Source organism: Alteromonas sp. G4i13 (assembly GCF_054960505.1).
Window position 1 is genome coordinate 1 of record NZ_JBHNYX010000004.1, and the last position, 25,348, is coordinate 25,348.

The following is a 25,348-nucleotide window of genomic DNA, read 5'->3' on the forward strand; positions in this document are numbered from 1 at the left end:
GATAAGTGCTAACCGACGACATAGCACTTTTGAAAAAGTAGTGCCCTCGTAACGACATTAGCGACATATGAGTTAATTATACTAATTGTGAATAGCGCGACACCTATTTGAAAACTATCTTCAAGATTACCACAGGTAGAAGAAGTCATAGGAAAGAGGTGAACATGCTTTTAAAACCAAAACACATCGCGTTATTGTTCACGCTGGCAATTGCAGTATCTGCAATGGGATAAGCACGAAGGCGTTTCAACATGGAAACGCCCTTCGAAAGCGCTCGTCAGTAGTAGTTTTTCTTACTAAACGTAACGTAGGATTCCGTTAGGTTAACGTTTAAAAAACTCAAAGCTTAGCGGGTACACCCACAACTCCCCTTTGTTCGCTTTGACTGCTGCCACGATAGCAAAGACGATGTTCATTAATCCAAGAGCGATGAAGCCTAGGGCTCCTATGATAATCAGCGTCAAGACAAAACAAATAACAGAGTAAATGAGCAAGCTTATTAACCAATTCGCTGTCACCCTGCCGTGCTGATTGATGTCTTCATTTTGATCTTTGTGAGCAATCCATAGCACAATAGGCAATATGATACCTAAGCCAGGTATAATGAAACTGGATAACTGAGAAACATGAATGAGTGTACAGTAGCTTCGAGCGTTCAAGCCCCAGTAGAGTGGTTCTTCCGTTGACATTACTATTCCTTAAAATCTACACAGGTTTAATTTGATAGATGTAAGCATCTATCGCCGTACCGGAGCCTAATGTACCAGAAACATCAACATGTTCGTATTGTTCGCCCCAAAATTCATCTGGCTTTAATTAAATTTCTCAAACCTTCGAATATCCAGACCACACCTCAACGTTCGTGTTATCAAAAACGTAATACCAGTCCGCATAGTTAATTACCCACTCAGCGAGATTTAAAATGTTCCTAATCGCGGCGTGTTACCCTAGGCATAGCGGTTCTACATCAAGGCAACACAACAAAGAGTACGAACATTTTATAAGGCGAGAGGTGAAATTATCGCTGATTAAAATGGAGGGACTTTCAAATTTGTTTTACAAAAGCAACATAGCGTTACACAATGCTAGAGCATGTCTATGTGAACGTCGATTCACGTAAAAAACACAATAATTAAAGGACAAAGTATGCTCAATCACAAACGTACTCTGATAGCAGCATTGGTAAGCGTTTCGCTTATGGGGTGTGGCGAAAGTACAACACAGACAGAAACTAAACCACAACTCACTGCACAAGACGCCAAGCAGTTTTTAACACAGGCGCAAAATGATATTGCAAAAATGCAAGTTCCTGCCGCGCACGCCGAGTGGAGCTACGCCACGAATATCAATTTCGATACAGCAGCAGTCAGTGCTTACTTTAATGAAGTGCTTTCTACCAAGGTTGCAAAGTTAGCTAAAGAAGCGGCGAAATTTAACGATGTAGACGTAGATGCCGACACCCGCAGACAGCTTGATCTACTAAAAAATAGTTTAACAATGCCGCCGCCGGCAGATGCGGAAAAAGCAGAGCGGCTTGCAAAAATTGGTTCTGACTTAAGTGCCATGTACGGCTCTGGTGAGTATTGCAGCGAAGATGGTACGTGCAAAAGCTTGGTTGAAATGAGCTCTGAAATGGCCACCCTACGCGATGCTGACAAGCTACTAGAATATTGGACAGGCTGGCGTGAAGTATCTAAACCAATGGCAGGACTCTATGCAGAACAAGTATCGCTTGCCAATGAAGGCGCTGAAGAGCTAGGTTTTGAAAACGTCAGCGCCTTGTGGCGTGGAAAGTACGATATGCCAGCAGATGAATTTCCCAAGGAATTGGATCGCTTATGGACGCAAGTAGAGCCTTTCTACGAGTCACTACATTGCCATGTGCGCGCTAAGCTAGGTGAACACTATGGCGAAGACGTAGTACCTCAAGACAAACCGATCCCAGCCCATTTATTAGGTAACATGTGGGCACAGTCGTGGGGGAATATTTACGATATCGTTAAACCTCAGCAAGAAATGAAAGTTCCTGATGTTACAGGCGCATTAGCTGAACAGGGGTATGACGAAATCGCCATGGTTAAACAAGCAGAATCATTTTTCTCATCGCTTGGCTTTGAAGAACTTCCAGATACCTTTTGGGAACGCTCTATGTTTCAAAAGCCTGAAGGCCGTGACGTTCAGTGTCATGCCTCTGCGTGGGATTTAGATGACAAAGACGATCTTCGTATAAAGATGTGTATTCAAAAGACTGGCGAAGAATTTAACGTTATTCACCACGAATTAGGTCACAACTACTATCAACGCGCTTATAAAGACCAACCACTTCTTTACCGTGGTTCGGCAAACGACGGCTTCCACGAGGCTATTGGCGACACCATCGCTTTATCAATAACACCTAAGTACCTTAAGCAAATCGAGTTAATTGATGAGATCCCAGACGCATCAAACGATATCGGTATGTTAATGCAAGTTGCGTTAGACAAGATTGCCTTCATTCCCTTTGGTCTGATGGTTGACCAATGGCGCTGGAAAGTGATGTCAGGTGAAGTAACACCTGAACAATACAATCAACTATGGTGGGAATTGAGAGAAAAGTATCAGGGTGTGATGGCTCCTGTTGAGCGCAGCGCCGACGCATTTGATCCGGGTGCAAAGTATCACGTGCCTGCTAACGTACCTTATACACGCTATTTCCTAGCGCATATCCTTCAATTCCAATTCCATAAAGCACTGTGTGACATTGCAGGTGATGAGGGCCCGCTTAACCGTTGTTCTATCTACGGCAGTGAAGAAGCCGGTAAAGCACTTAACGAAATGCTAGAGATGGGTATGAGCCAACCTTGGCAAAATGCGTTAGAAACACTGACAGGCTCACCGCAAATGGATGCCAGTACTATCGCTGACTACTTTGCGCCACTAAAAACGTGGTTAGATGAGCAAAATGCTACACGCCAGTGCGGCTGGTAACTATCTCCCGTTATGATTAGTCACTGACTAACATAATTTATGCAGTCCCAAAAGCCTCGAATTTCGAGGCTTTTTTTTAAACTTTTGTACCATTGTAAGAGCGGTAGATTAGCGTAACGTTAGTGTATAAATTTTATGTAATTTTTGATTATATTATGCGCACCCTGTTGGTACTTTCGCTTTTCATAGTTTTTGCTGCAACTTGCAGCCTATCTGCACGCGCGCAACCTATTGCCCCAGCGTTTCATTCCTACAATATGGATAGTGGTATCGCCCACGTATCCATTTCAGATATTGCGGAAGATAAGTATGGTTTTCTGTGGTTGGCATCGCAGTCTGGTGTCGATAAATTTGACGGCTATACATTTCGAAACTTCGGCTTGTGGGGTGAAGACAAGTCAACAGGCCTCCAAACCCTCTTCGCCCTTCAGATAGAGGCAAGCTTAGACGGTCAATACCTGTGGGTGGGGACATACAGCGGGCTGAGCCGTATAGATGTTGATACTGAGTCGTTCAAGCACTACACGTTACCGGCGTCAGAGCCTTTCAATAAACAGGTAATTAATAGGATCAAGACCACCCACAATGGCCAGCTTTGGATAGTCTCTGAGCGAAACCTTTACACATACTCTCCAGAATCAGACAGTGTAGAACTGGTCAGCTACCTTCCCAGTACCACGAGTACGCTGACAGACATAGAACTTATCGGTAACACGCTTTATGTCACTTCCACCTCAGGCCTTTATAAACTTGATCCGTTTAAGAAGTCTCTTGAGTTAGTGGCTTTTGAAAACATGAACTTTACTCGACTGGTGGCAGCAGAAAAATCTCAATTCTGGTTGGGTACCGCTACCCACGGCGCATGTTTGTTCAATCCCGACGAGCAAAGCACTATCATCGACAAAAGCTGTACCTCTGAAACTCACGGATTATCTGATAACTACGTTACAGACATCTTATTAAAGGACAACGGTGATATATGGGTTTCTACTCAGCGTGGGCTGAATATTTTAACGTCACATAACCCTAACTCTGTGCTGCGTGCCCCGATTAACGAGAAAGATGCGGCCAAAGAGAGAATTTCAAGCCTTTATCAAACGAAAGCTGGGCTGGTTGTCGTTGGTACCAGAGACGATGGGTTTGCGATCAGTAACCCTCTGCTTAGCAACTTCTACTCTCAGGAAATAGGCGAAGGACGAATCATCTCCTCTTTATCGAATTACAAAGATAACCAAGTATGGGTAGCGAACGAAAAGGGCCTTTGGCTTTACGACACGATAAGTAAAACTCAACAAGGCCCATTTACTTCCAATGGTGCAATAGCGAGTAGCGAAGACACTAACGATAAGCTGTTAAGCGTGTTTTATCATACAAAGAGCGATGCATTATGGGTAACCACACGCACAGGCCTCGCCAAACTGAACCCCCAGACCAGAAACCTAGAATTTGTTGCGCTGAATGGTAAGTCGGGTTACAGCATTAATATCGATGATGACGGAGACATTTGGTATGGCGGCTACAGCGATGGGCTGTTTGTATATCGCCCGTCAGAAGATAGGGTAATAAAGCAATGGCCATTGTCGCTGACAACGAGAATTGTTTTGGACGACAATGAAAACGCATGGTTAAGTACGGTATCCGGTTTATTTGTTGCGAATAAACTGACTGGAGACTTAACCAGCGTCAGTGAGTTTACGGACAAGATTTCAGATCAAACTGTAGTGACGTGGATTTCTCAGTCGAAACGCGGTGGTTATTGGGTAGGAACGCAAGCAGCTGGACTCTTCTTTATGTCTAAAGAAGGCAGTGATTTGTCAACGATTAAAGTGACACAAATTAAGCCTGAAAGTCGATTGAGCAATGTATCCATTGGGGCAATTATTGAAGATGATGAATATGGGCTTTGGATCTCTACAATTGAAGGAATTGCGTATTTAGCACCTGACTTGTCTACCCTTTCTTATTTCGGTGCAGAAAACGGCGCACTATCTACGGGTTACTATATTGGCTCTGTCACCGTAACTGAAAATAACACAATAATGTTTGGTGGAGCGGAAGGCGTAACACAATTTACCCCTTCACAAGTGGCAAATGTAAAGTGGTCACCTGGAGTGCACCTCACAAACGTTGAAACGGTGAGTAGGAACGAGCAAAACGGAACAACCTATCAGCAAAGACAGCGCCTAGACGAGGCAATCGAACTTAAACATAACGATATTGCGCTCACGATTGAATTTGCCGCCACTGATTATATGAATGCAAACGAACTTAGGTACGCCTATAAACTCGCAGACTTTGAGAACAGTTGGCGCTTTACTGACTACAAGACAAGAACGGCCACCTACACCAACTTGGACCCAGGACGCTACCGCTTCACTGTTAAAGCTATAAATCAAGAGAATGAATGGAGCACCAATGCAGCGCAACTTGAAATAGTTGTAGTTCCACCGTGGTGGGATAAGCCTATATGGCGTGTGGCGATTACCCTGCTAGGCATGCTGTTAATTTCATCGATGGTGTGGCTGAGGATAGCGTCGTTGAAAAAGCGCTCTGCTGAACTTGCACTAAAAGTTGAGGAAAAAACCCGAGACTTAGAAGCGGTCGTAGAAAAGTTAACGCAGCTTTCAACTCAGGACGCATTGACGGGTCTCAAAAATCGTCGCTACTTTACACAAAGAGCCAAGGCAGCATGGCAAAATTATAAACGCCATAATCATACTTTCTCCTTGCTAATTGTTGATATTGATTTCTTTAAGCGTATTAACGATGAATACGGTCATCATGTGGGTGACACAGTACTGGTCAAAATAGCTAGGATCCTGGAAGATAGTTTAAGAGAAAGTGACGTTATTGCGCGATGGGGCGGTGAGGAATTTCTTATATTGCTGCCTTCATTAAAGGTACAAGAAGCATTTTGGGTGGCAGAAAAGCTACGTAAAACTGTCGCGGATTACGAAATCGATGCTCCCCCCTACTCTGTATCGGCTACCATAACCTGTGGTGTAGCGGATATACGAGATTACGATAGCGTCGAGGCTTGCATTCACGCTATCGATAAAAAGTTATATGTCGGCAAAGAATCAGGCCGAAATGCGGTGATAAAATAGCCGCAGGCTGATCATCGTAGCCATTAGTTTCTCTTCCCCCCATTGCATTGCCGTTTAAACGGCAATGCATGCAGGCAAACGTTTTGTCATGCATTTTATCGCAGTAATTGATCGCTTTCCTTTTTACCCGCCTATGTATTGTGAATTCTTAAGTAGCTTAAGATGAGCGAAATCACCCACAAGGAGGATGAAAACATGGCAAATGTATTAGTAATCGGCGCATCAGGCCAAATTGGTAAGCAAGCAACAGTAAAATTGTTGGATGCTGGTCACAAAGTCGTAGCGCCAGTAAGAAGCCCAGACAAACTGTCAGATATCCAAAATGCCAACCTCACAGTGGTTGAGCAGGATTTAGAAAAAGATTTTTCAGCACACTTTGAAGGTGTGGACATTGCGGTATTCACAGCAGGTTCAGGCGGTAGCACCGGCGCAGATAAAACACTTATGATTGATCTTTGGGCGGCCCGCAACGCGGTTAACTATGCAAAAGCGGCGGGGACACCCAAATTTGTTATGGTTAGTTCTATTGGTGCAGACGATCCTGACGCCGTGGAGTCAGCAATAAAACCATACTTGGTTGCCAAACACATGGCTGACGAGCATCTAATTAATAGCGGCTTACATCACGTAATTCTTCGACCTGGCACTTTATTAAATGAACCGGGCACGCATTTAGTACGAACCGATATGCCAAACAATAGGGACGATGCTGTAATATCAAGAGAAGATGTAGCGACAGCTATTGTCGAAAGCGTTGCAAGAGAAAGTAATGCTGACTTGATCACCTATTTATTTAAAGGTGATACACCAATTTCCCATATTTTCTAGGTGATCGACTTTTCTAGGTGATCGACGCCCTCTCATTTGCCAATGCGTTATCGCGTATATTTAAGCTAGAGAGGGCTTACTTTTTGCTTAGGTCGCCGGTTTGTATACTGCTGACTTAGGTGGTGCCCAGAATAGGCAGTATCATGCACTCAATATGTGCCTACTTAGAGACTAGAGGTGGTTACCTACGGTATCAATGACTGGCTAACCCAGTTGCCATTTCCGTCTTTTTGGTGCCACTCTCGACTTTTAGGGTTACCTCTCAAATTCAGGTAATCTACGCTATCAATAGCCAGCATGATCACGCAAAAGTGAGGTGGAACTACACCAAAATCCCCTTCAACCTGTAGTGCCGAACCATCGTTTCTTGGCGTGCCAGGCTCGCCCCACAAAAACTGCTTTTTGCCTGCATCTGACAATTTATTCCAGTGCTGAGTAACTAAGTCAGCATCTTGATGTAACGTTATTATTGTTGCAGTACAAGAGAAGCGATATTGCTCCCTGGTTTTAGAAAAATACCAACAAACCTGCGAGTGAGGATTCTGGCCAAGCTGGTCATATTTATCTGAGCGGGTGTCAGAAATAACCACCAGTTGGTTGTCGTCGGTGATCCCTCTAAAAACCACGGTACGGCAGTACGGTACACCACTACCGTCCACAGTAGCTAACTGAAAGTAACGACTTTCTGGCATACTGCGGGTTTGGTGAAGACTCTTTGTCAACCCTTGTCGCCACTGGGGCATAACCACCTCCGAGAGTAAAATCGCCTATACTTACCGCTACGCGGCTTTCTTCTTCGCAGCTAAAGAAAACAGGGAGTAGAAGTTTTGCGTGGTAATTTTCGCTAGTTCTTTTACCGTCACGCCTTTAAGCTCAGCAATAAATTCTGCCACTTCTACCACGTAACCTGGTTGGTTTTGTTTACCTCGATGTGGAACTGGCGCAAGCCATGGTGAGTCAGTTTCAATAAGTAGTCGCTCTAAAGGGATCGCTTTTACCACTTCACGCAATTCATCTGCTGAATTAAAGGTTACGATGCCTGAAATAGAGATATAGAAGTCCATCTCTATTGCTGCCAGCGCCATGTCTAATGACTCAGTAAAGCAGTGCAAAACACCTTTGGTGTGCGCAGCTTTGTGTTGGCGAAGTAAGTTAATGGTGTCTTCCCTTGCATCCCGCGTATGAATAATTAATGGCTTTTTAGTTTCGTTAGCTACTTTGATGTGGTCGACGAAAGATGTTAGCTGGACTTCTTTACTTTCCGGGCTATAAAAATAATCCAGCCCAGTTTCGCCAATGGCTACAACTTCTTCACGCTGCGCTTTCTCTAGCAGTTCCTCATAGCTACACGCTTCATCTTGATGTAGTGGGTGCACCCCACAAGATACTGATACATCTTCAAACTGACTTACAGCTGCTAACATGCTGTCGTAATCACCAACAGATACGCACACACAAAGGAAGTGTTCAACACCTCGGGTTCTTGCGAAATTTAAGGTTTCAGCCAGCTCTTCTGGCCCTTGCTTAAGTCGGTCTAAGTGACAATGAGAATCTACGAACAAACTACACCTGTTTTAAAAAATTGCTGTCGGACAAAAGGGCTTCGACAAGCCAGCGTTTGCCTATTAACGTTGAAATTGTTTTAGTAACCCAAAAAGTACCATTGATTTGTTTACACCAGCGTGCTGCAGCGTTTTTACCGCATCAACACACGCTTCATAGCGTTTAAAATCAACAGCCTGTTGACGTTTCATGTATTCGTCATGGGCCATCTGTTGACACCACAATGCGATTTGAGGCGCATTGTCCTGCCACTTATTCGCAAGCGTTTGTACTTGCAAATTTGCATCGCCTGCTAAGAGCGCTTGCATACCATCGCTAAAATTGCGATAGCTAATGTCTTCTTCACCACTGAGGGCCTCTTCTACGCGAAGTGGGGCATAGCCATAGGCAGCCAGCAATGCCTCACTTGCATCTTCTACGCCCTTAGTGTTTAAGTAGTTCAAACTGTCTGACACTGACGGGAGCGAGAGTATCTGCCGTTCACATCGACTTAATATGGTCGGCATAATTTTATTGATACTGTCAGTGATCAGCAGCAAGAAGGTATTATTTGTGGGTTCTTCCAAGGTTTTCAACAGTGCATTAGCTGCCGCTTCCGTCATGGTATCGGCACGAGGGATCAACAACACTTTATTGCCTCCCATTTGCGCAGTACCTGAAAGCTTGGCTATGCCTTCACGAATCTTATCCACCCCTAATTGCTTTTCACTTTCTAAAACATGAAAGTCTGGGTGGTTTCCAGCTTGCCTCAAATGGCAACTTTGACACTGTTCACATGGCCCATTTATGCTTGGCTGCTTACACAATAGCGCATTGCTTAACCCTAACGCGAGTTGGTATTTTCCAATTCCCTTTGGTCCTGTCAGCAATAAACCATGGTGTAGTTTCTTTGCCATATATCGCGACATTAACGTCGAGAACGTTGTAGCAAACCAAGGCATTACTTGCATTAGCCTTTCCCCTGCTGGCTTTCGTTTCGCGCCATGTTACTGCTTTCGCTACTTGTGTTCGTCACATAGTCATTGATAACCGCAATCACGTCTTGATGAACCTTTTCCATAGGCTGCATTGCACTAACCACGACGATAGATTCATCTTGCTTAGCAAGAGACAAGTATTTAGCACGGGTTCGCTCGAAAAAGGCGAGCCCCGCTTGCTCAATGCGGTCAAGCTCCCCTCGCCCACGGGCGCGCTCTAGTCCAACCGCAGGCTCGACATCCAAATATAGGGTCAAATCTGGCTTAAACCCTTTAAGGGCGATATCGCTGATGGCCGACATTGTTTTTCCACTGACGCCCCTACCACCGCCTTGATAGGCTTGAGATGACAGGTCGTGTCTGTCACCTACCACCCACGCACCAGTATCAAGTGAAGGTAAGATTTTATTGGTAAGTAATTGCACACGCGCCGCATACATAAGAAGTAGTTCAGTCTCCTCACTCACGGTCTCATCCCAGTCGTGTTTTACACATTCTCGAATGGCCTCTGCCATCGGTGTGCCGCCTGGCTCACGAGTTTGCTCAACGCGCTTTCCTGCACCTTTTAATGCTTGAACAATCAGCCCAATCACTGAGCTTTTTCCTGCCCCTTCAAGGCCTTCAACTACAATAAACTTTCCGCGCATTACTTTTTAAACTCTGTTTTTATTTAGCTATAACGTATCGGTTGTCTGCATCAATACGGCTATCGTTTTAACTGGTATTTTCGCACAGCTGCATTGTGTTCAGCTAGTGTCGTAGAAAATTGATGGCTGCCATCGCCCTTCGCTACAAAATAGAGTGCATCCGTTGTCAGTGGGTGCAAAGCAGCGTGAATGGCGGCCTTGCCTGCCATCGCGATAGGCGTAGGTGGGAGCCCTTTAATAACATAGGTATTGTAAGGCGTTGCTGTTCGCAAGTGCTTACGGGTAATGTTTCCGTCAAACGTAGGACCGATACCATAAATCACGGTGGGATCAGTTTGAAGACGCATATTTCTGTTTAGCCTATTGACGAAAACGCCTGAAATCATGTCACGTTCCGCAGGCACAGCCGTTTCTTTTTCAATGATACTCGCCAAGATAAGAGCCTCGTAAGGTGTGGCTAACGGCAGTTCGGCATCCCGTAACTCCCATTCGCTAGAGACAAAGTCAATTAGCGCGCGGTGTGCTCTTTTCAATACCTCGCTTGCGGTTGTGCCTTTGGTAAAGAAATACGTATCAGCCAAATATACGCCCTCTGTCTGCGAAACGTTTTCGCAACACCAATCTACGCCATTATCCTGAGTGAGCTGGTTTAATTTCCCTTCGTTTAAATCAAACACCAAATCAGTGTTTTGTTTAAGCGCCTCAAGCCACTGTGCAAGGGTTAGCCCTTCGACTAAACTCACTGCGAAGAGATGCTCATCGCCCTCAGTAAACAAGGTAAACACATCTACTAGTGACTGCCCTGGGCGCAGCATGTAGGTGCCAGACTTAACAGACGTACTGCCTGCAAAGAATTTGAGCCACACCTTAGCAACAAAGGGCGACACATCGGTCATGCCTATTTTACGCAAGTGTTTCACGGTACGATAAGCGTTACTGCCGCTCGCTATCGTAAATAAGGTTTCACTTTTTAACACTAGTTCATCGGTAACCTTGCTCGAGACATACATTACGCCAAAGGCTGCCCCAACAACGGCAAGCATGACAAGAGATAATAGAATAACAATTACCCGCTTCATGCTTGAACTTCCCCTTTCTTCATTGCTTTACATTCCATTTTATTTCTTTTTACTACTAATCTGGTGAAGCTCGTAAAACGTTGACGAACCCCGTTGTAAGAAGTGCGTTTTAATTAATTTTGAAGCGCAGTCTGAAGCCGTGTCTTTAGTGCTACAATCGCATCGCTTCTTACATCAAAATCGACATAAGAGAAATCCGGCATTTGTATTTTCTGTACCGGCATTACGCCCATTAGTGCATTGGTAATTACCACTGCACTCGCTTTTCGCAAATAAGAAAGGTCATATTCCCCCACGTGAAGCGAACAATTGTCGTTTAACAGCGAATCAATAAGACACTGTCTGACTACGCCATTGACACCGCTTCCTTTCAAAGACGGGGTATACCATTGTTCATTGAGGTAGAAAAATACATTGCCAGCACTCGCTTCAATAATGTTATCTTGGGTATCGCAAACAATAGCATCGTGTGCGCCAGCGTCGTCTACTTCGTGCTTAATTAAGACTTGTTCTAGCCTGTTCATATGCTTTACACCCGCAAGCAATGGTTGAATGGCTAACCGAGTTTGAGCGCAAATTACCGTTGCCCCTTCATTCGCAAGACTATCGTAATGGACAGGGTAAGGGTGCTGGCTAAATCTGATTAATGCTTCACTGTCTTCGCTTCGCGCATACCCTCTTCCGGCTTGACCTCCCGACACGTGAACTTTTAGTACATATTTTGGAGAAGCGTTACCACCTGAGCCGTTCTTTATCGCCTTAACTTGTTCAGCAATTGCGGCTTCAAGCGCGCGGATATCAATATTGAGCTTGATGGCTGCCGCATCGTGCTTTAAACGTGAAATATGATAAGGCAATAATTCTACTTGATGTTCACTTACCAACAATGTGGTAAACACACCGTCGCCATAATTAAACGCCCTGTCACTTGATGAAATAGGCGTAGCGCTAGGAATAATTCTCACTGCCTACTCTTGTTCGCCGTTATTGTGGTTGTTGGAAGTATACCAACTTGCGTTGGTCAGACAACGTCTAGCTGAATTGATTTGGCTGTAGCGGTGTTCAAAGAGACCTGAGTTTTATGATATTCACTGTGAGATTTAACTGTATAAACAACAAAAGGCAGCCGAAGCTGCCTTTTAAATATACGTGAATTACACTTAAACAGCGTTAGCCACGCCGTATTAGATACGCTTGAAAATCAATGAGCCGTTCGTACCGCCAAACCCGAATGAGTTACACAGTGCGTAGTCTTCATTGAATGCTTTCGCTTTGTGTGCAACAAAGTCTAAGTCGCAGCCTTCACCTGGTTCATCCAAGTTAATGGTTGGCGGCGCCATTTTGTCTCGCAGTGCCAAAATAGTGAAAATTGCCTCAACTGAACCGGCGGCCCCTAGCAAATGGCCTGTCATTGACTTGGTAGAGCTAACAAGTAGCTTGTGAGCATGGTCATTGAACACGCGTTTTACTGCTGCCACTTCTGCAATGTCACCTGCAGGCGTAGACGTACCATGTGCGTTAACATAGCCGATTTCGCTTGCATCCAACTTCGCATCATTTATCGCGTTTTGCATAGACGCAGCCGCACCTTCTCCATCTTCAGGTGGAGAAGTCATGTGGTATGCGTCGCCGCTCATGCCAAAACCAACCAGTTCTGCATAAATGGTCGCGCCACGCGCTTTTGCTGCTTCATATTCTTCTAGCATTACCACGCCAGCGCCCTCACCCATGACAAAACCATCGCGGTCTTTATCCCATGGGCGGCTTGCGGCTTGTGGGTTGTCGTTGCGAGATGACAACGCACGTGCTGCGGCAAAACCAGCCATGCCTAGCGGAGTAATAGACGCTTCTGCGCCTCCGGCCAACATGGCATCAGCATCGCCATAAGCAATTGTTCTTGCGGCAATGCCAATGTTATGAACGCCTGTTGTACAAGCAGTCACAACGTTTAAATTCGGTCCTTTCAACCCTTCCATGATAGACAAAAAGCCTGAGATCATGTTGGTAATGGTTGAAGGTACAAAAAATGGCGATACGCGCTTAGGACCGCTATTTGTCAGTTTCAAATGGTTTTGTTCAATTTGTTCTAAACCACCAATACCTGAACCAATAGCTACACCTACTCGATGCGCATTATCTTGTGAAATAGTTAAACCAGAATCGACCAAGGCTTGCTTGCCTGCTGCTATACCCAGCTGGATAAAGCGGTCCATTTTCTTGGTTTCTTTCTTTTCAATGTATTCCTGCGGATCAAAATCATTAATTTGACCTGCGAAACGGGTTGAATAGTTACTACAATCGAAATGGGTGATTTCACCGATGCCGCTTTCGCCCGCGAGCAATTTGCGCCATGTGTCTTCGCTATTAAGACCTAATGGTGAAAGCATTCCAAGACCAGTAACCACTACGCGACGTTTTGTCACAAAAAGCCCTCGCTTTGGAACTAAGGTAGGAGATACAAAAACGGCTCTGTTAGAAGAGCCGTTTTGTCGCTACTTAAGACTTAAGCGTCTTTGTTAGCGTTGATGTAATCAATTGCTGATTGAACAGTAGTAATTTTTTCTGCTTCTTCGTCAGGAATTTCAGTATCGAATTCTTCTTCCAAAGCCATTACTAGCTCAACAGTGTCAAGTGAATCAGCGCCTAAATCGTCAACGAATGAAGCTTCTGCTTTTACTTCTTCTTCTTTCACGCCAAGTTGTTCAACGATGATTTTCTTAACGCGTTCTTCAATGTTACTCATAATTCTAGGTTTCCCTTAAACGTCACTAGATAATAAAAGTGCCGCTAGTTTATTTTGCAAGGTGCATCCTTGCAAGCACCAGTTTAAACAAATTTTCTGGTCAAACCAGCGACATTCGAAATTCGTAAAATACTATTTTTACATCCAAGTTCGGGTAAATACCACCCCAAACTAAGGAAAATTCGCAATTTTTGCGAATTTACCCCATATACATACCACCATTTACATGGATAGTTTCGCCTGTAATATAGGCTGCACCATCGCTTACTAAAAAGGCAACAGTGGCTGCAATTTCATCAGGCTCGCCTAATCGGTTAGCCGGAATATCTTTGAAAATGGCTTCTTTTTGGTCATCGGTCAGCGCTTTTGTCATATCGGTATCGATAAAACCAGGCGCTACAACGTTGATGGTAATACCACGAGAAGCCACTTCTCGAGCCATTGATTTAGAAAAACCAATGACCCCTGCTTTCGCTGCAGCATAGTTTGCCTGTCCGGCGTTACCTGCACTGCCCACCACTGAACCAATATTCACGATGCGACCAAAACGCTTCTTCATCATACCGCGAAGCACCGCTTTTGACAGTGTGAAAATTGAAGTTAAGTTGGTGTCGATAATGTCCTGCCACTCGTCATCTTTCATGCGCATTAGCAGATTATCACGTGTGATGCCTGCATTATTGACCAAGATATCGATACCACCATGTGCTTCATTAATCGCTTTAATCGTGGTATCTACGCTTTCTTTGTCGGTGACATTTAGTGCAAAGCCTTTGCCGCCGAACTCAGAAAGATAATCGCTGATCGCTTGCGCACCATTTTCACTGGTTGCGGTTCCGATAACCGTAGCACCTTGCTGAGCAAGCTGCGTGGCAATCGCTTTGCCTATACCTCGGCTTGCGCCGGTAACAAGCGCAATTTTACCGTCTAATTGACTCATTGCGTTTCCTTATTGTTTTAATGCTTCAACACCATCAGGTGTATTAACTGCAAGAGATTCTAGGCTCTTGTCGATACGTTTGTTCAATCCAGTAAGTACTTTACCTGGACCTACTTCAATAACGCGCTCAACGCCCGCTGCCGCCAAATATTCAACGGTACGCGTCCATTGAACGGGGCAATATAGTTGTCTCACTAATGCGTTCTTGATTGCATCACCTTGGGTTTCAATAGTGACATCAACATTATTCACGATATTAATTGCAGGCTCATTAACGTTCAATGACGATAACGCGTCTTCCAACTTATCTGCTGCAGGACGCATTAACTCACAGTGTGAAGGAACGCTTACCGCAAGAGGAAGTGCGCGCTTTGCGCCCGCTTCTTTACACGCATTAGCAGCTTGCTCTGCGGCGTTCTTTTCCCCTGCAATAACCACTTGGCCTGGAGAGTTGAAGTTTACTGGCGCAACCACATCGCCTGTAGCAATAGCGGTTTGCTGACAAATATCAGCAATGGCGGCATCGTCTAGTCCGATAATGGCATACATGGCACCCGCACCTGCTGGTACAGCTTCTTGCATGTATTTACCACGGGCTTCCACAAGCTTGATAGCATCAGCAAAATCCATGGCGCCGCCACATACTAATGCTGAGTACTCACCAAGGCTGTGACCCGCTAGGTAATCAACATCGATGCCCTGCTCGCGAATAACACGCCAAATTGCTACGCTAGCAGCAAGCAACGCTGGCTGAGTGATATGCGTTTCGTTAAGTTTACCGTCTGTATCATTTTGGACTAAATCCCACAGATCGTAGCCGAGCGCGTCAGAGGCTTCTTTAAACGTTGCTTCGATAATAGGAGAAATTTCAGCAAGTTCCTTTAGCATACCTACGCTTTGAGAACCTTGTCCTGGAAATACACAGGCTGTCTTTGTCATGTCGATTCCTTATTATTTTTAATTTACTAGAAACGAGAAAACGTCGGAGTTGGAGTGCCCCTATCGAGGCAAAAATCACCAAGGCAAATATCTGCAAGGCTAATAGCGTACAAGCGCCGATGCCCAAGCAAATCCGCCTCCGAATGCTTCTAGTAATAAATGCTGTCCGCGTTGAATGCGCCCGTCTCTGATAGCGGTATCAAGCGCTGTAGGCACAGTAGCAGCAGAGGTATTACCATACTGCTCTAACGTAAGCACTACCTGATCAAGAGACATATTCAGCTTTTTAGCTGTCGCTTTAATAATTCTAAAGTTTGCTTGGTGAGGTACTAACCAGTCAAGATCAGATTTTTGCATACCGTTGGCAGCAAGGGTTTGTTCAACCACTTCTGAAAGCTTGGTTACCGCCACCTTAAAGACTTCATTTCCACGCATCACACCCCAGTTCTCGTGAACCGACTGCTCGTCACCACGGGTTGGATTACCCACGTACAGCAAATCGCCGTGAGAGCCTGATGCGTTGATATGTGTGGAAAGAATTCCAGGTTCATCACTTGCTTCAATAATCGTTGCGCCTGCCGCATCGCCAAACAAGATAACCATGGTTCTGTCTTCAGGGTTTATCAAGCGGCTTAAACAGTCGGTACCGACTACAAGAATACGTTTCGCCATTCCAGACTTAATGTATTGATCGGCAACACTTAACGCGTAGCAGTAACCCGCACACGCAGCAGCTACGTCAAAAGCAGGAATACCGTCAATATCTAGAATGCGTTGAATTTCACATGCTGTGCTTGGAAGCGCATAGCGACCACTTGTGGTGGCACACACAATCATGTCGATAGATTTCGGGTCAATGCCAGCCATCTCAATGGCTTTCTTACTGGCTTCTGCCCCCATGGTAGCAGCGGTTTCATCTGCTCCAATAATACGTCGCTCTTTTATCCCGGTACGGTCAGTGATCCATTCGTCACTGGTGTCCACCATTTGCTCTAAATCTGCGTTTGTACGCACGTCGCTGGGATAATAGCTACCTGTTCCTATAAAGCGTGAATATTTGCTCAAAGCTGCTCCAACAATACCGTTTCTATCTTTGTCTTTATCTTTTCAGGTAAATGCATCTTTGCTTCTTTCATTGCTTGCACTATGGCGTAATAAAAGGCGTCTTTTTGTGCATTTCCGTGACTCTTGATAACAATGCCGCGCAATCCTATCAGACTCGCACCGTTATACTGGTCGGGGTTCACGCTGTTATAGATAGATTTCAGTAATGGGAAGGCAATTTTTGCCAATAATCGGGTATAAAAGTTCTTCTGTGACTGACGTTTTACTTCGTTTATCACTAACTTAGCCAGCCCTTCGCTCGATTTAAGCGCTACATTTCCGGTAAAACCGTCTGTTACCACTACATCGGCATGATCGGTGAAAATGTCGTCGCCTTCTACATAACCAATATAGTTTATGCCTGGCGCGTCTTTAAAAAGCTGGTCGGCAGATTTTACCTGTGCGTTACCTTTAATATCTTCTTCGCCTACGTTCAATAAGGCAACCCGTGGCGATGCTATGCCCGCCACCTCTTGCGCAAGCACTGAGCCCATAACGCCGTATTGGAAAAGTATTTCAGGCGTGCAGTTTACGTTAGCGCCTAAATCCAAAAGAAAAACGTTATGGTGCCCTGTTGTAGGCATCATATTAATGAGTGCGGGCCTGTCAATACCTGATAAGGTTTTAAGCAAATAGAACGATAAGGTAAGCAATGCACCGGTATTACCTGCGCTTACACACGCGTTAGCCTCGCCACTTTCGACAAGCTCAATAACGCGACGCATAGAAGAATCTTTCTTATTTCGTAGCGCTGACGTAGGCGCTTCGCCCATCTCAACGACTTGTGAGCAATGCACAATAGTAACGCGGTTGCGCTCAGAATCAGTAAGGGGCTGTATACCTGCTTTGATGGTATCTTCATCACCGCATAGCGTGAAGTGCACGTCTGGGTGAAATTGAATAGCCTTTACGGCTGCGGGAAGGATAACAGGGGGACCATGATCGCCCCCCATGATATCTAACGCGATGGTTAGTTTAGACAAAATGTAGTCGCCGTATTACGCGCCGATTACTTTCTTGCCTTTGTAATAACCGTCAGCGGTCACGTGGTGACGACGGTGAGTTTCGCCCGACGTTGAATCGACAGACAAAGTCGCGCCTGTCAATGCATCGTGTGAGCGACGCATACCGCGCTTAGAACGCGTTTTACGATTTTGTTGTACTGCCATAACTTACTCCTGGTCTCGCTTAAGTTCTTTCAAAACCGCGAAAGGGTTTTGTCGCTCTTGTTCCGGTTCAATCTTTCCAAACGACATGTCGTCTCGCTTTACCGTACACTCCGACTCTGCATGAAGGGGTACAATTGGCAAAGATAACAGTAGCTCGTCTTCAAAAATTTGAAGCAGACTGACTTCTCCGTGGTCGTTGACCTCTACCGGTTCGTAAGCCTCGGGAATGATGTCGTCGCTTTCCTGCTCTTCTCCCTGCACTGGAGTAAAACAGAATTCCGCTTCCACGGGATAATCGAGTTCACCATTACACCTTTGACAGATAAGTGTTACCTGCGTGGCTAAATGACCGTGAAAAACAGTAAGACCCTGCGCGTCTTTTTCGAACTGCACTTCTGCGTCCACATAGTCACTGCATCGGACAACTGCTTCACTCAATCGTTCCATATCTTTAGACGCAATCACGCCCCGGTAATCGGAACGTTTCATGGCACTTTTAGTCGGTTCAACCGAATGAGGGAGTTTCACTTTCTGCATAGGGCGCGCATGATATAGGGTCAACCCCTTCCTGTCAAAGCAAAATTGCGTTTTAACCTACAATAAAACGCTGTATGTGGTGCGCAGTGATAATGTAACATTGTACTACTAACTAAAAGTACGCAACATATTGATTTTATAAAAGGAGTAATTGTGGCCTCCCTTGTTCTCGCCTCATCATCGCAATACCGAAAAATGTTGCTCGCCAACATTGGTATTCAGGTAGACACCCACGCACCAGATATTGACGAAACGCCCTTTGCGAACGAAAGCCCTACTGCATTGAGTTTACGTTTAGCCGAACAAAAGGCGCACAAGGTTGCCGCTGAATTAGAAAAGATAAATAACGACACCATTATTATAGGGAGTGATCAAGTAGCTTTGGTCCAAACCGATGCGGGCCCGCAGCTACTTGGCAAGCCCGGTACGTTTGAAAATGCAGTAAACCAGCTAATGGCATGCCAAGGTAAGCAAGTGTCATTTTATACTGCACTTTGCCTTCACCAACCTAGCGCTAATAAAACGATAACACAGGTAGATGAAACACGCGTTTTCTTTCGCCTTAACAGTGAGGCTGCCATTCGCGCCTATGTAGATAAAGAGCAACCACTTGATTGCGCCGGCAGTTTTAAAAGCGAAGGTTTGGGTGTATTACTGTTCGATAAAATAGAAAGCCGCGACCCTAACAGTTTAATCGGTCTTCCTATAATGCTGCTAAATGAATTACTGGACGCACACTTCGATGTGGATTTATTAGCAATGGCTGCACAGTAAGCCACTAATTCTGTCAGAGCAGTTGTATCAAAGCAGTGCTACAAACCAGCGCTACAAACCAGCGCTATTTGAATAGCGCTGTTTCTAGTTCACTTATAGAGTGTACAAGTGCAACAGGTAACAACGCTTCTAAATGAACCTGCGCGTGAACGCCATATGACACACCTATCCTATCCATACCAATCGTTTTCGCCATTTGCATGTCGTAGGTTGTGTCACCAATCATAACGGCGTCTTCTATTTTTACACTAAGTTCATCAAGTAACTGTAGGAGCATGTCGGGCGAAGGCTTTGATTCTGCCTCATCGGCGGTACGTGACGCACTGAAGAAAGGTCCCGTCCCTGTTTGTGCCCACGCTCGATCAAGACCACGGCGCGCTTTACCTGTCGCAACGGCCAATGTGCACCCCGCTTCTTTCAAATTACTAAGTAACGGTTCAACGCCATCAAACAAAGGACACGGCGTTGTATCGCGAGTGACAAATGCCTCTTTATAGGCGGCGACCAAACGTTCGGCTAACTCATCGTCTTTGATATTAAAAAGCTGTTTAATGGCAGGCTTTAAACTTATACCAATAATGTGGCCTACTTCGTCGTAGGTAGGAACAGGCATATCACACTGCTTTGCGGCAAGCTGCATGCAGCTAACAATTTTTGCCGCCGAATCCATGAGCGTGCCATCCCAATCAAAGATAACAAGTTTGTACTTAGGCAGTGTTTTATCTAACGAAGTGAAAGACTGTGTTTCCACAGCCTGCTTTTTTGAATGCATAACTTACAGCGCTTTAAGTGTATTTGAGAGAGTGTCGTCTAACGGCGCGGTAAATGTTACGCGCTCTTCAGTCGCTGGGTGCAGCAGTGAAATACTGCGAGCGTGAAGGAACAGTCTGTTCAGTCCTTTTTGGCGCATTGCCGCGTCGAAATCCGCATCACCGTATTTTGGGTCACAAGCAATAGGATGACCCGCATGCAAACAGTGAACGCGAATTTGGTGGGTTCTACCTGTAATAGGCGACGCTTCAACCAAGGTTGCACCTGCGTATTCCTCTAATATGCGATAGCGAGTTTCTGACGGTTTACCATCGTCGCTTACGCTTACCATGCGCTCACCCGATTGCAGCACATTTTTACGAAGCGGCGCTTTAACTTTAAATCGGGTTTTAGGCCACTCACCTGCAACTAGCGCATTATATCGCTTGTCCATTTTGCCAGTGCGAAGCTGCTCATGCATGTGGCGAAGGGCAGAACGTTTTTTAGCAATTAAAATGCAGCCCGACGTGTCACGGTCTAATCGGTGTACCAATTCCATAAATTTGGCATCAGGACGCAAGGCTCTTAAGCCTTCGATTAAACCAAAGCTTAAGCCACTTCCTCCGTGAACGGCCATTCCCGATGGCTTGTTGATAACAAGTATACGGTCGTCCTCGAAAAGGATATGCGACTCTAATGATGCAATTTTATCGAGCTTTGGCGATGGCGCAGGAGCACCTTCCGACACGCGAACCGGTGGAATTCTGATTAAATCGTCGGCTTGTAACTTATATTCAGGCTTAACACGACCTTTATTCACCCGCACTTCACCTTTGCGTAAAATGCGATAGATCATGCTTTTGGGCACGCCTTTTAGCTGGGTGCGCAAAAAATTATCGATACGTTGACCAGCCAAGTCGGCTTCAACCGTTACAAAACGAACTTTTTGGGGAGCTTCTTCTTTCATGTTCTGAGTATACCCCATTGCTATTTCTCTCTGCCAATTGAAAGTGAGAAATAATTGAAAAAAGCCCTTATCGATGCAATTTTAAACAAAGGCAGTTTTTCTTTAAGTCTCTAGCCTTCGTTACCAGCCCACATATTGAGATATACACAATTTATTCACTTGCTTTCCTTGCTAAAAAAGCGTTTTTGGTGCGATAATTAACGACGTTTTTTGGACGGTACAATTCACACATAAGTTTTTGATGTCAGGTGGTAAGTAAAGCCCCTCTCAAAAGCGTGAAACCAAGCGTTATAAAAACAACAATCAAGAAAGAGATAGCAATCTATAAAGAATGACGATGCTGCTCAAACTTGTAAAACGAAAAAGTATGGCGTTCGCGTTGGTAGCATCCGCAATGAAAATTATTTTTCAGGCCAACCAAGCTAGAGAGGCAACGACTACACTGCCGTGATAAAGCAATCGCCATTGCTTGCGAACATAAAATAAGTTTGCCGTTAACTAACAGAATTAAATGACACGCAAGCAAATAAAATTGCTTGTAAAAAAGAATACAGTAATAAGGGCTAGTCGCTCCCGACATCCTTAAAGCAGTGTGGCCATAGTAATTTGCTTGAGAATTTGTCTGAAAATAAGACATAAGCGAATTCAATTGAATTTGAGTGCTAAAAACGGCGCTAACATGGCCAACCACCAGGGATAATGCGACGATACAACAAGGTCCCCGTCCAGCCGTGAGGTTGCGCGGTGAGGGTTTGCACATGTCACTTTAATTTTGTGTCTTAACGGCTGTACTAAAACAGAGTTAGATACAATGAAAAGAATGTTAATTAATGCAACTCAGCAAGAAGAGTTGCGTGTTGCCCTTGTTGATGGGCAACGGTTGTACGATTTAGATATTGAAAGCCCAGGGCACGAGCAGAAAAAAGCGAACATCTACAAAGGTAAAATTACCCGCGTTGAACCAAGCTTAGAAGCTGCTTTTGTTGACTACGGCGCAGAGCGTCACGGTTTCCTTCCCCTTAAAGAAATTGCCCGCACTTACTTCCCTAAAGGTTATAAATTCGAAGGCCGCCCAAACATCAAAGATGTTATCAAAGAAGGCCAAGAAGTTATTGTTCAAATTGACAAAGAAGAACGTGGTCAAAAAGGCGCGGCTTTGACTACATTCCTATCGCTTGCGGGCAGTTACTTGGTACTTATGCCAAATAACCCACGCGCTGGCGGTATCTCTCGCCGTATTGAAGGTGATGAGCGTACAGAACTTAAAGAGTCACTAAGCAAGTTAGATCTTCCTGACGGTATGGGTCTTATTGTCCGTACTGCGGGTGTAGGTAAATCTTACGAAGAATTAGAATGGGATTTAAAAGTCCTCCTCAAGCACTGGGAAGCGATTTCCGAGGTAGCTGAAGAGCGCGAAGCACCTTTCTTAATTCACCAGGAAAGTAACGTTATTGTACGCGCTATCCGCGACTACCTACGTCGCGATATTGGCGAAATCCTTATCGATAAAACCAGTATTTACGAGCAAGCGTTACAGCACATTCAATTAGTGCGCCCTGACTTTGCAAACCGCGTAAAGCTTTATCGTGGTGAAGTGCCTTTATTTAGTCACTACCAAATCGAAAGCCAAATTGAGTCTGCATTCCAACGCGAAGTGCGTTTGCCTTCTGGCGGCTCAATCGTTATCGACCCAACAGAAGCACTTACCTCTATCGATATTAACTCAGCCCGCGCAACTAAGGGTGGTGATATTGAAGAGACAGCACTAAACACTAACTTGGAAGCTGCAGACGAGATTGCCCGACAGCTGCGCCTTCGCGACCTAGGCGGATTGGTTGTAATCGACTTCATTGATATGACGCCAGTACGTCACCAACGTGAAGTTGAAAACCGCATGAAAGACGCGGTAAGAAGCGATAGAGCACGAGTACAACTTGGTCGCATTTCTCGCTTTGGCCTTTTGGAAATGTCTCGCCAGCGTTTACGCCCTTCTCTAGGTGAATCTGCTCACCATGTGTGCCCGCGTTGTTCTGGTCACGGAACTATTCGCGGCACCGAATCTTTGGCGCTGTCTATTCTTCGTATTCTGGAAGAAGAGAGCATTAAAGAGAATACGGGGCAAATTGAAGCGCAATTACCTGTTCCGGTAGCGACGTACTTACTTAACGAAAAGCGTAAGTCTATTCAGCTTCTAGAAAAACGCCACGGCGTTGACTTGTTACTTATTCCTAACGCGAATCTAGATACACCGCATTACCAGGTATTACGCAGACGCCCGGATGACGTTGTTTCGGAAGCGAGTTATGACGTAGAGTTAATGCCTGCGGTAGAAGCTGAGACGGAAACGACGACTTCTGCACCGGTTAAGCGTGAAGAGCCAGCACTTAAAGGCCTTGTCGCACCAACGGCTGCACCTGTTGTAGCGCCAAAAGAAGAGCCAGCGAAGAAAGCCGACGATGTGCCTTCGCTATTTGCACGATTTGGTAAATGGATTAGTGATTTGTTCGGTAGCGAAAGCGAAGAAGAAACCAATAAAGACAAGAATCCACAGTCTGGTAATAAAAATAGAAACAACCGCAGCCGCAACAATGACGATCGTCGTCGCAAGCCGCGTAATAAGAATAATCGTCGTGGCAATCAGTCTCAAGGTAAAGACCAAAACCGCGATAGTGAGCAGCAGGATAATCGCAAACCGCGCAGCGAACAACAACGAGACCAGAGACAAGACCATCGTCAAGATCAAGATGATAAACGCAATAACAAAGGTCGTAAGCCTCGTAAGGCACAGCAACCACGCGATGAGCAACAAAAGCCTAAGCACGAAAAGCAAGATGGCGAGCAGCAAGAGAACCAAGCGCAGAAGAAACGTGAAGTTGCTGAACGTAGAAAACGTCGTGATAAACGCCGCAGCGTTCGTGTGAAGAAAGATGACAACGCGGTAAATACTGCTGAACAAAACGAAGCGCAGGCCGCACCAGTAGCCAAAGAAACGCCAGTGCAGCAGAAAGCTAAAGCTGACACTAAGCCGAAAGCGCCGAAAGCAGAGACTCCAGTTGAAAACACGGCAGAGCCGAAGCCGGATGCGCAAAAACCAACAGTGAAGGCAGAGAAAAAATCAGCTGAAAAACCTGTTGAAGCGAAACCAGTATCGGATGCTGTTAAGGGTGAAGATGACTCATCTGCGGTAACTAGTGATGCCGTTGAAAATACTGATGCAAGTACCGACGCTAATAGTGAAGAGCAAGGTCAGAAACGTGAAGGCCGTGGCCGTTCACGCCGCTCTCCACGTCATGTTCGAGCAGCAGGTCAACGTCGTAAGAAAGAGTCGCAGCAAGTTGACGATACAGACACGCAAGCTAAACAACCTGGTGAGTTGTCACCACAGCAGGCGGAAACTGAAGTTGAAGCGACAGCTAAAACCGAGGCACCTGTTGTTGAAGAAACACAAGCGCAAGAGCCTGGACAACTAGCGCCGGCCGACGAGCAACCTGTTTCTAAACAAGATAAGCAAGAAAAAGCTAAGCTTGATGTTGAAGCGGTTCAAGACGAACTTCAGTTTGATGCAGAGCCTTCAGCGGGTACAGAGCCTTCAGCGGGTACAGAGCCTTCAGCTGACGATAAAGCTTCAGCTGACGATAAAGTTTCTGCGGAAGAAGTAACTTCAGAAGAACCTGTTGATTCAACTGAAAAGGTAACGTCAGCTGGCGACAACGCGACGACTGAAGTCGAGTCTGCTCAAGCGACCGAAACTTCGGTGCAAGAAAGCCGCGCCGAAGAAAAGGCACAGACGGAACCTGCAGTTGAAGGTAAAGCAACACAAGCTGATACTGCGCAAGAAGCCACGGCGCCAGAAGCTAAAGACGGAGCAGCAGCATCGCCAGAGCAAGTTGAAATAAACTTGGCTGACGCACCTGTAGTTGCAGAACCTGAAGCACCAGCACAAGAAGCTAAAGCAGAGGCGCCAGCGGCTAAAGAAGAAGCTGAAAAAACAGCAGCGCCTTCTTCAAGCCTAGCAGCCAGCGGCAAAGGAAAGCGTGGTGCATCGCACCCTATGGCATTGCCTGCAGCAGTAAACGACGCGTTTGTTGATGTAGCGCTTACCGCTAAAGCTGACGACACACGACCTGCACTCGCAGTATCGGGTAAAACTGCAGCGATGTCGCACGTAACGTCACGTGCATCAGCAGTAACAACGCTTCCTCAGTCGGTAGATGACGTTGCCGAAGTAGCAGCAGTGGCTGAATAATTTTCAGTCGC

Annotated in this window: 22 protein-coding genes; 5 read left to right on the forward strand and 17 right to left on the reverse strand. The window is 45.5% G+C overall.

The window, feature by feature from the left end; genetic code table 11:
* Window positions 1-323 precede the first annotated feature (323 nt).
* Window positions 324-689: a DUF4870 domain-containing protein gene (locus ACFI6J_RS02525; protein WP_014949226.1), complete on the reverse strand. Its 366-nt coding sequence runs from the start codon at window positions 687-689 to the stop codon at window positions 324-326.
* A 457-nt stretch (window positions 690-1,146) separates the two neighbouring features.
* Between ACFI6J_RS02525 and ACFI6J_RS02530 the strand changes: the two genes are divergently transcribed.
* The 3 genes from ACFI6J_RS02530 (at window position 1,147) to ACFI6J_RS02540 (ending at window position 6,902) form a co-directional block, all read left to right on the forward strand.
* On the forward strand, window positions 1,147-2,967 hold the full coding sequence (locus ACFI6J_RS02530; protein WP_156086318.1) for a M2 family metallopeptidase: 1,821 nt from the start codon (window positions 1,147-1,149) through the stop codon (window positions 2,965-2,967).
* 155 nt (window positions 2,968-3,122) lie between these two features.
* Window positions 3,123-6,074: a ligand-binding sensor domain-containing diguanylate cyclase gene (locus ACFI6J_RS02535; protein ID WP_458726334.1), complete on the forward strand. Its 2,952-nt coding sequence runs from the start codon at window positions 3,123-3,125 to the stop codon at window positions 6,072-6,074.
* Between the two features lie 195 nt (window positions 6,075-6,269).
* Window positions 6,270-6,902, forward strand: coding sequence for an SDR family oxidoreductase (locus tag ACFI6J_RS02540; RefSeq protein ID WP_458726335.1), 633 nt, complete (start codon window positions 6,270-6,272; stop codon window positions 6,900-6,902).
* Window positions 6,903-7,087: 185 nt separating this feature from the next.
* Here ACFI6J_RS02540 and ACFI6J_RS02545 read toward each other — a convergent pair whose 3' ends face one another.
* The 14 genes from ACFI6J_RS02545 to yceD all read right to left on the reverse strand — a co-directional run bounded on the left by ACFI6J_RS02545 (window position 7,088) and on the right by yceD (window position 18,600).
* Entirely contained in the window at window positions 7,088-7,645 is a 558-nt protein-coding gene (locus tag ACFI6J_RS02545) for a pyridoxamine 5'-phosphate oxidase family protein (protein WP_458726336.1), read from the reverse strand.
* A 36-nt stretch (window positions 7,646-7,681) separates the two neighbouring features.
* The gene (locus tag ACFI6J_RS02550; protein WP_252118338.1) at window positions 7,682-8,464 is read right to left on the reverse strand and encodes a TatD family hydrolase; all 783 of its coding nucleotides are present in this window, start codon (window positions 8,462-8,464) and stop codon (window positions 7,682-7,684) included.
* Window positions 8,465-8,527: 63 nt separating this feature from the next.
* Window positions 8,528-9,415: a DNA polymerase III subunit delta' gene (gene holB, locus ACFI6J_RS02555; RefSeq protein ID WP_278344358.1), complete on the reverse strand. Its 888-nt coding sequence runs from the start codon at window positions 9,413-9,415 to the stop codon at window positions 8,528-8,530.
* A complete protein-coding gene (gene tmk, locus ACFI6J_RS02560) occupies window positions 9,415-10,089 on the reverse strand; it encodes a dTMP kinase (protein WP_278344359.1) in 675 nt (224 codons plus the stop codon). Before tmk ends, holB begins: the two co-directional genes overlap by 1 nt.
* A gap of 59 nt (window positions 10,090-10,148) precedes the next feature.
* Window positions 10,149-11,168, reverse strand: a complete 1,020-nt coding sequence (gene mltG, locus ACFI6J_RS02565; protein ID WP_156086314.1) for an endolytic transglycosylase MltG — start codon at window positions 11,166-11,168, stop codon at window positions 10,149-10,151.
* 113 nt (window positions 11,169-11,281) lie between these two features.
* Window positions 11,282-12,133 carry an aminodeoxychorismate lyase gene (pabC, locus tag ACFI6J_RS02570; protein ID WP_156086313.1) on the reverse strand — a complete coding sequence of 284 codons (852 nt, stop codon included), beginning with the start codon at window positions 12,131-12,133 and terminating at the stop codon, window positions 11,282-11,284.
* A 219-nt stretch (window positions 12,134-12,352) separates the two neighbouring features.
* Window positions 12,353-13,591, reverse strand: coding sequence for a beta-ketoacyl-ACP synthase II (gene fabF / locus ACFI6J_RS02575; protein ID WP_014949215.1), 1,239 nt, complete (start codon window positions 13,589-13,591; stop codon window positions 12,353-12,355).
* Between the two features lie 80 nt (window positions 13,592-13,671).
* On the reverse strand, window positions 13,672-13,911 hold the full coding sequence (acpP, locus tag ACFI6J_RS02580; RefSeq protein WP_012518211.1) for an acyl carrier protein: 240 nt from the start codon (window positions 13,909-13,911) through the stop codon (window positions 13,672-13,674).
* Window positions 13,912-14,110: 199 nt separating this feature from the next.
* Complete coding sequence (gene fabG / locus ACFI6J_RS02585; RefSeq protein ID WP_014976326.1) at window positions 14,111-14,851, reverse strand: 3-oxoacyl-ACP reductase FabG; 741 nt, start codon at window positions 14,849-14,851, stop codon at window positions 14,111-14,113.
* A gap of 9 nt (window positions 14,852-14,860) precedes the next feature.
* Window positions 14,861-15,790 (reverse strand): ACP S-malonyltransferase, encoded by a 930-nt coding sequence (gene fabD / locus ACFI6J_RS02590; protein ID WP_156086312.1) that lies wholly within the window; start codon window positions 15,788-15,790, stop codon window positions 14,861-14,863.
* A 99-nt stretch (window positions 15,791-15,889) separates the two neighbouring features.
* Window positions 15,890-16,855: a beta-ketoacyl-ACP synthase III gene (locus ACFI6J_RS02595; protein WP_014949212.1), complete on the reverse strand. Its 966-nt coding sequence runs from the start codon at window positions 16,853-16,855 to the stop codon at window positions 15,890-15,892.
* Complete coding sequence (plsX, locus tag ACFI6J_RS02600) at window positions 16,852-17,877, reverse strand: phosphate acyltransferase PlsX (RefSeq protein WP_156086311.1); 1,026 nt, start codon at window positions 17,875-17,877, stop codon at window positions 16,852-16,854. The genes ACFI6J_RS02595 and plsX overlap by 4 nt, the downstream gene beginning before the upstream one ends.
* A gap of 15 nt (window positions 17,878-17,892) precedes the next feature.
* Window positions 17,893-18,063, reverse strand: a complete 171-nt coding sequence (gene rpmF / locus ACFI6J_RS02605; protein WP_012518206.1) for a 50S ribosomal protein L32 — start codon at window positions 18,061-18,063, stop codon at window positions 17,893-17,895.
* A gap of 3 nt (window positions 18,064-18,066) precedes the next feature.
* Entirely contained in the window at window positions 18,067-18,600 is a 534-nt protein-coding gene (gene yceD, locus ACFI6J_RS02610) for a 23S rRNA accumulation protein YceD (protein ID WP_156086310.1), read from the reverse strand.
* Window positions 18,601-18,753: 153 nt separating this feature from the next.
* On the opposite strand from yceD, the gene ACFI6J_RS02615 reads away from it, so the two are divergent.
* Window positions 18,754-19,374, forward strand: coding sequence for a Maf family protein (locus ACFI6J_RS02615; RefSeq protein ID WP_156086309.1), 621 nt, complete (start codon window positions 18,754-18,756; stop codon window positions 19,372-19,374).
* A 64-nt stretch (window positions 19,375-19,438) separates the two neighbouring features.
* Here ACFI6J_RS02615 and ACFI6J_RS02620 read toward each other — a convergent pair whose 3' ends face one another.
* Window positions 19,439-20,146 (reverse strand): HAD family hydrolase, encoded by a 708-nt coding sequence (locus ACFI6J_RS02620; protein WP_321825366.1) that lies wholly within the window; start codon window positions 20,144-20,146, stop codon window positions 19,439-19,441.
* Window positions 20,147-20,149: 3 nt separating this feature from the next.
* Window positions 20,150-21,091: a 23S rRNA pseudouridine(955/2504/2580) synthase RluC gene (gene rluC / locus ACFI6J_RS02625; RefSeq protein ID WP_014979112.1), complete on the reverse strand. Its 942-nt coding sequence runs from the start codon at window positions 21,089-21,091 to the stop codon at window positions 20,150-20,152.
* Window positions 21,092-21,902: 811 nt separating this feature from the next.
* Between rluC and rne the strand changes: the two genes are divergently transcribed.
* Window positions 21,903-25,337 carry a ribonuclease E gene (gene rne, locus ACFI6J_RS02630; RefSeq protein WP_156086307.1) on the forward strand — a complete coding sequence of 1,145 codons (3,435 nt, stop codon included), beginning with the start codon at window positions 21,903-21,905 and terminating at the stop codon, window positions 25,335-25,337.
* Window positions 25,338-25,348 lie beyond the last annotated feature (11 nt).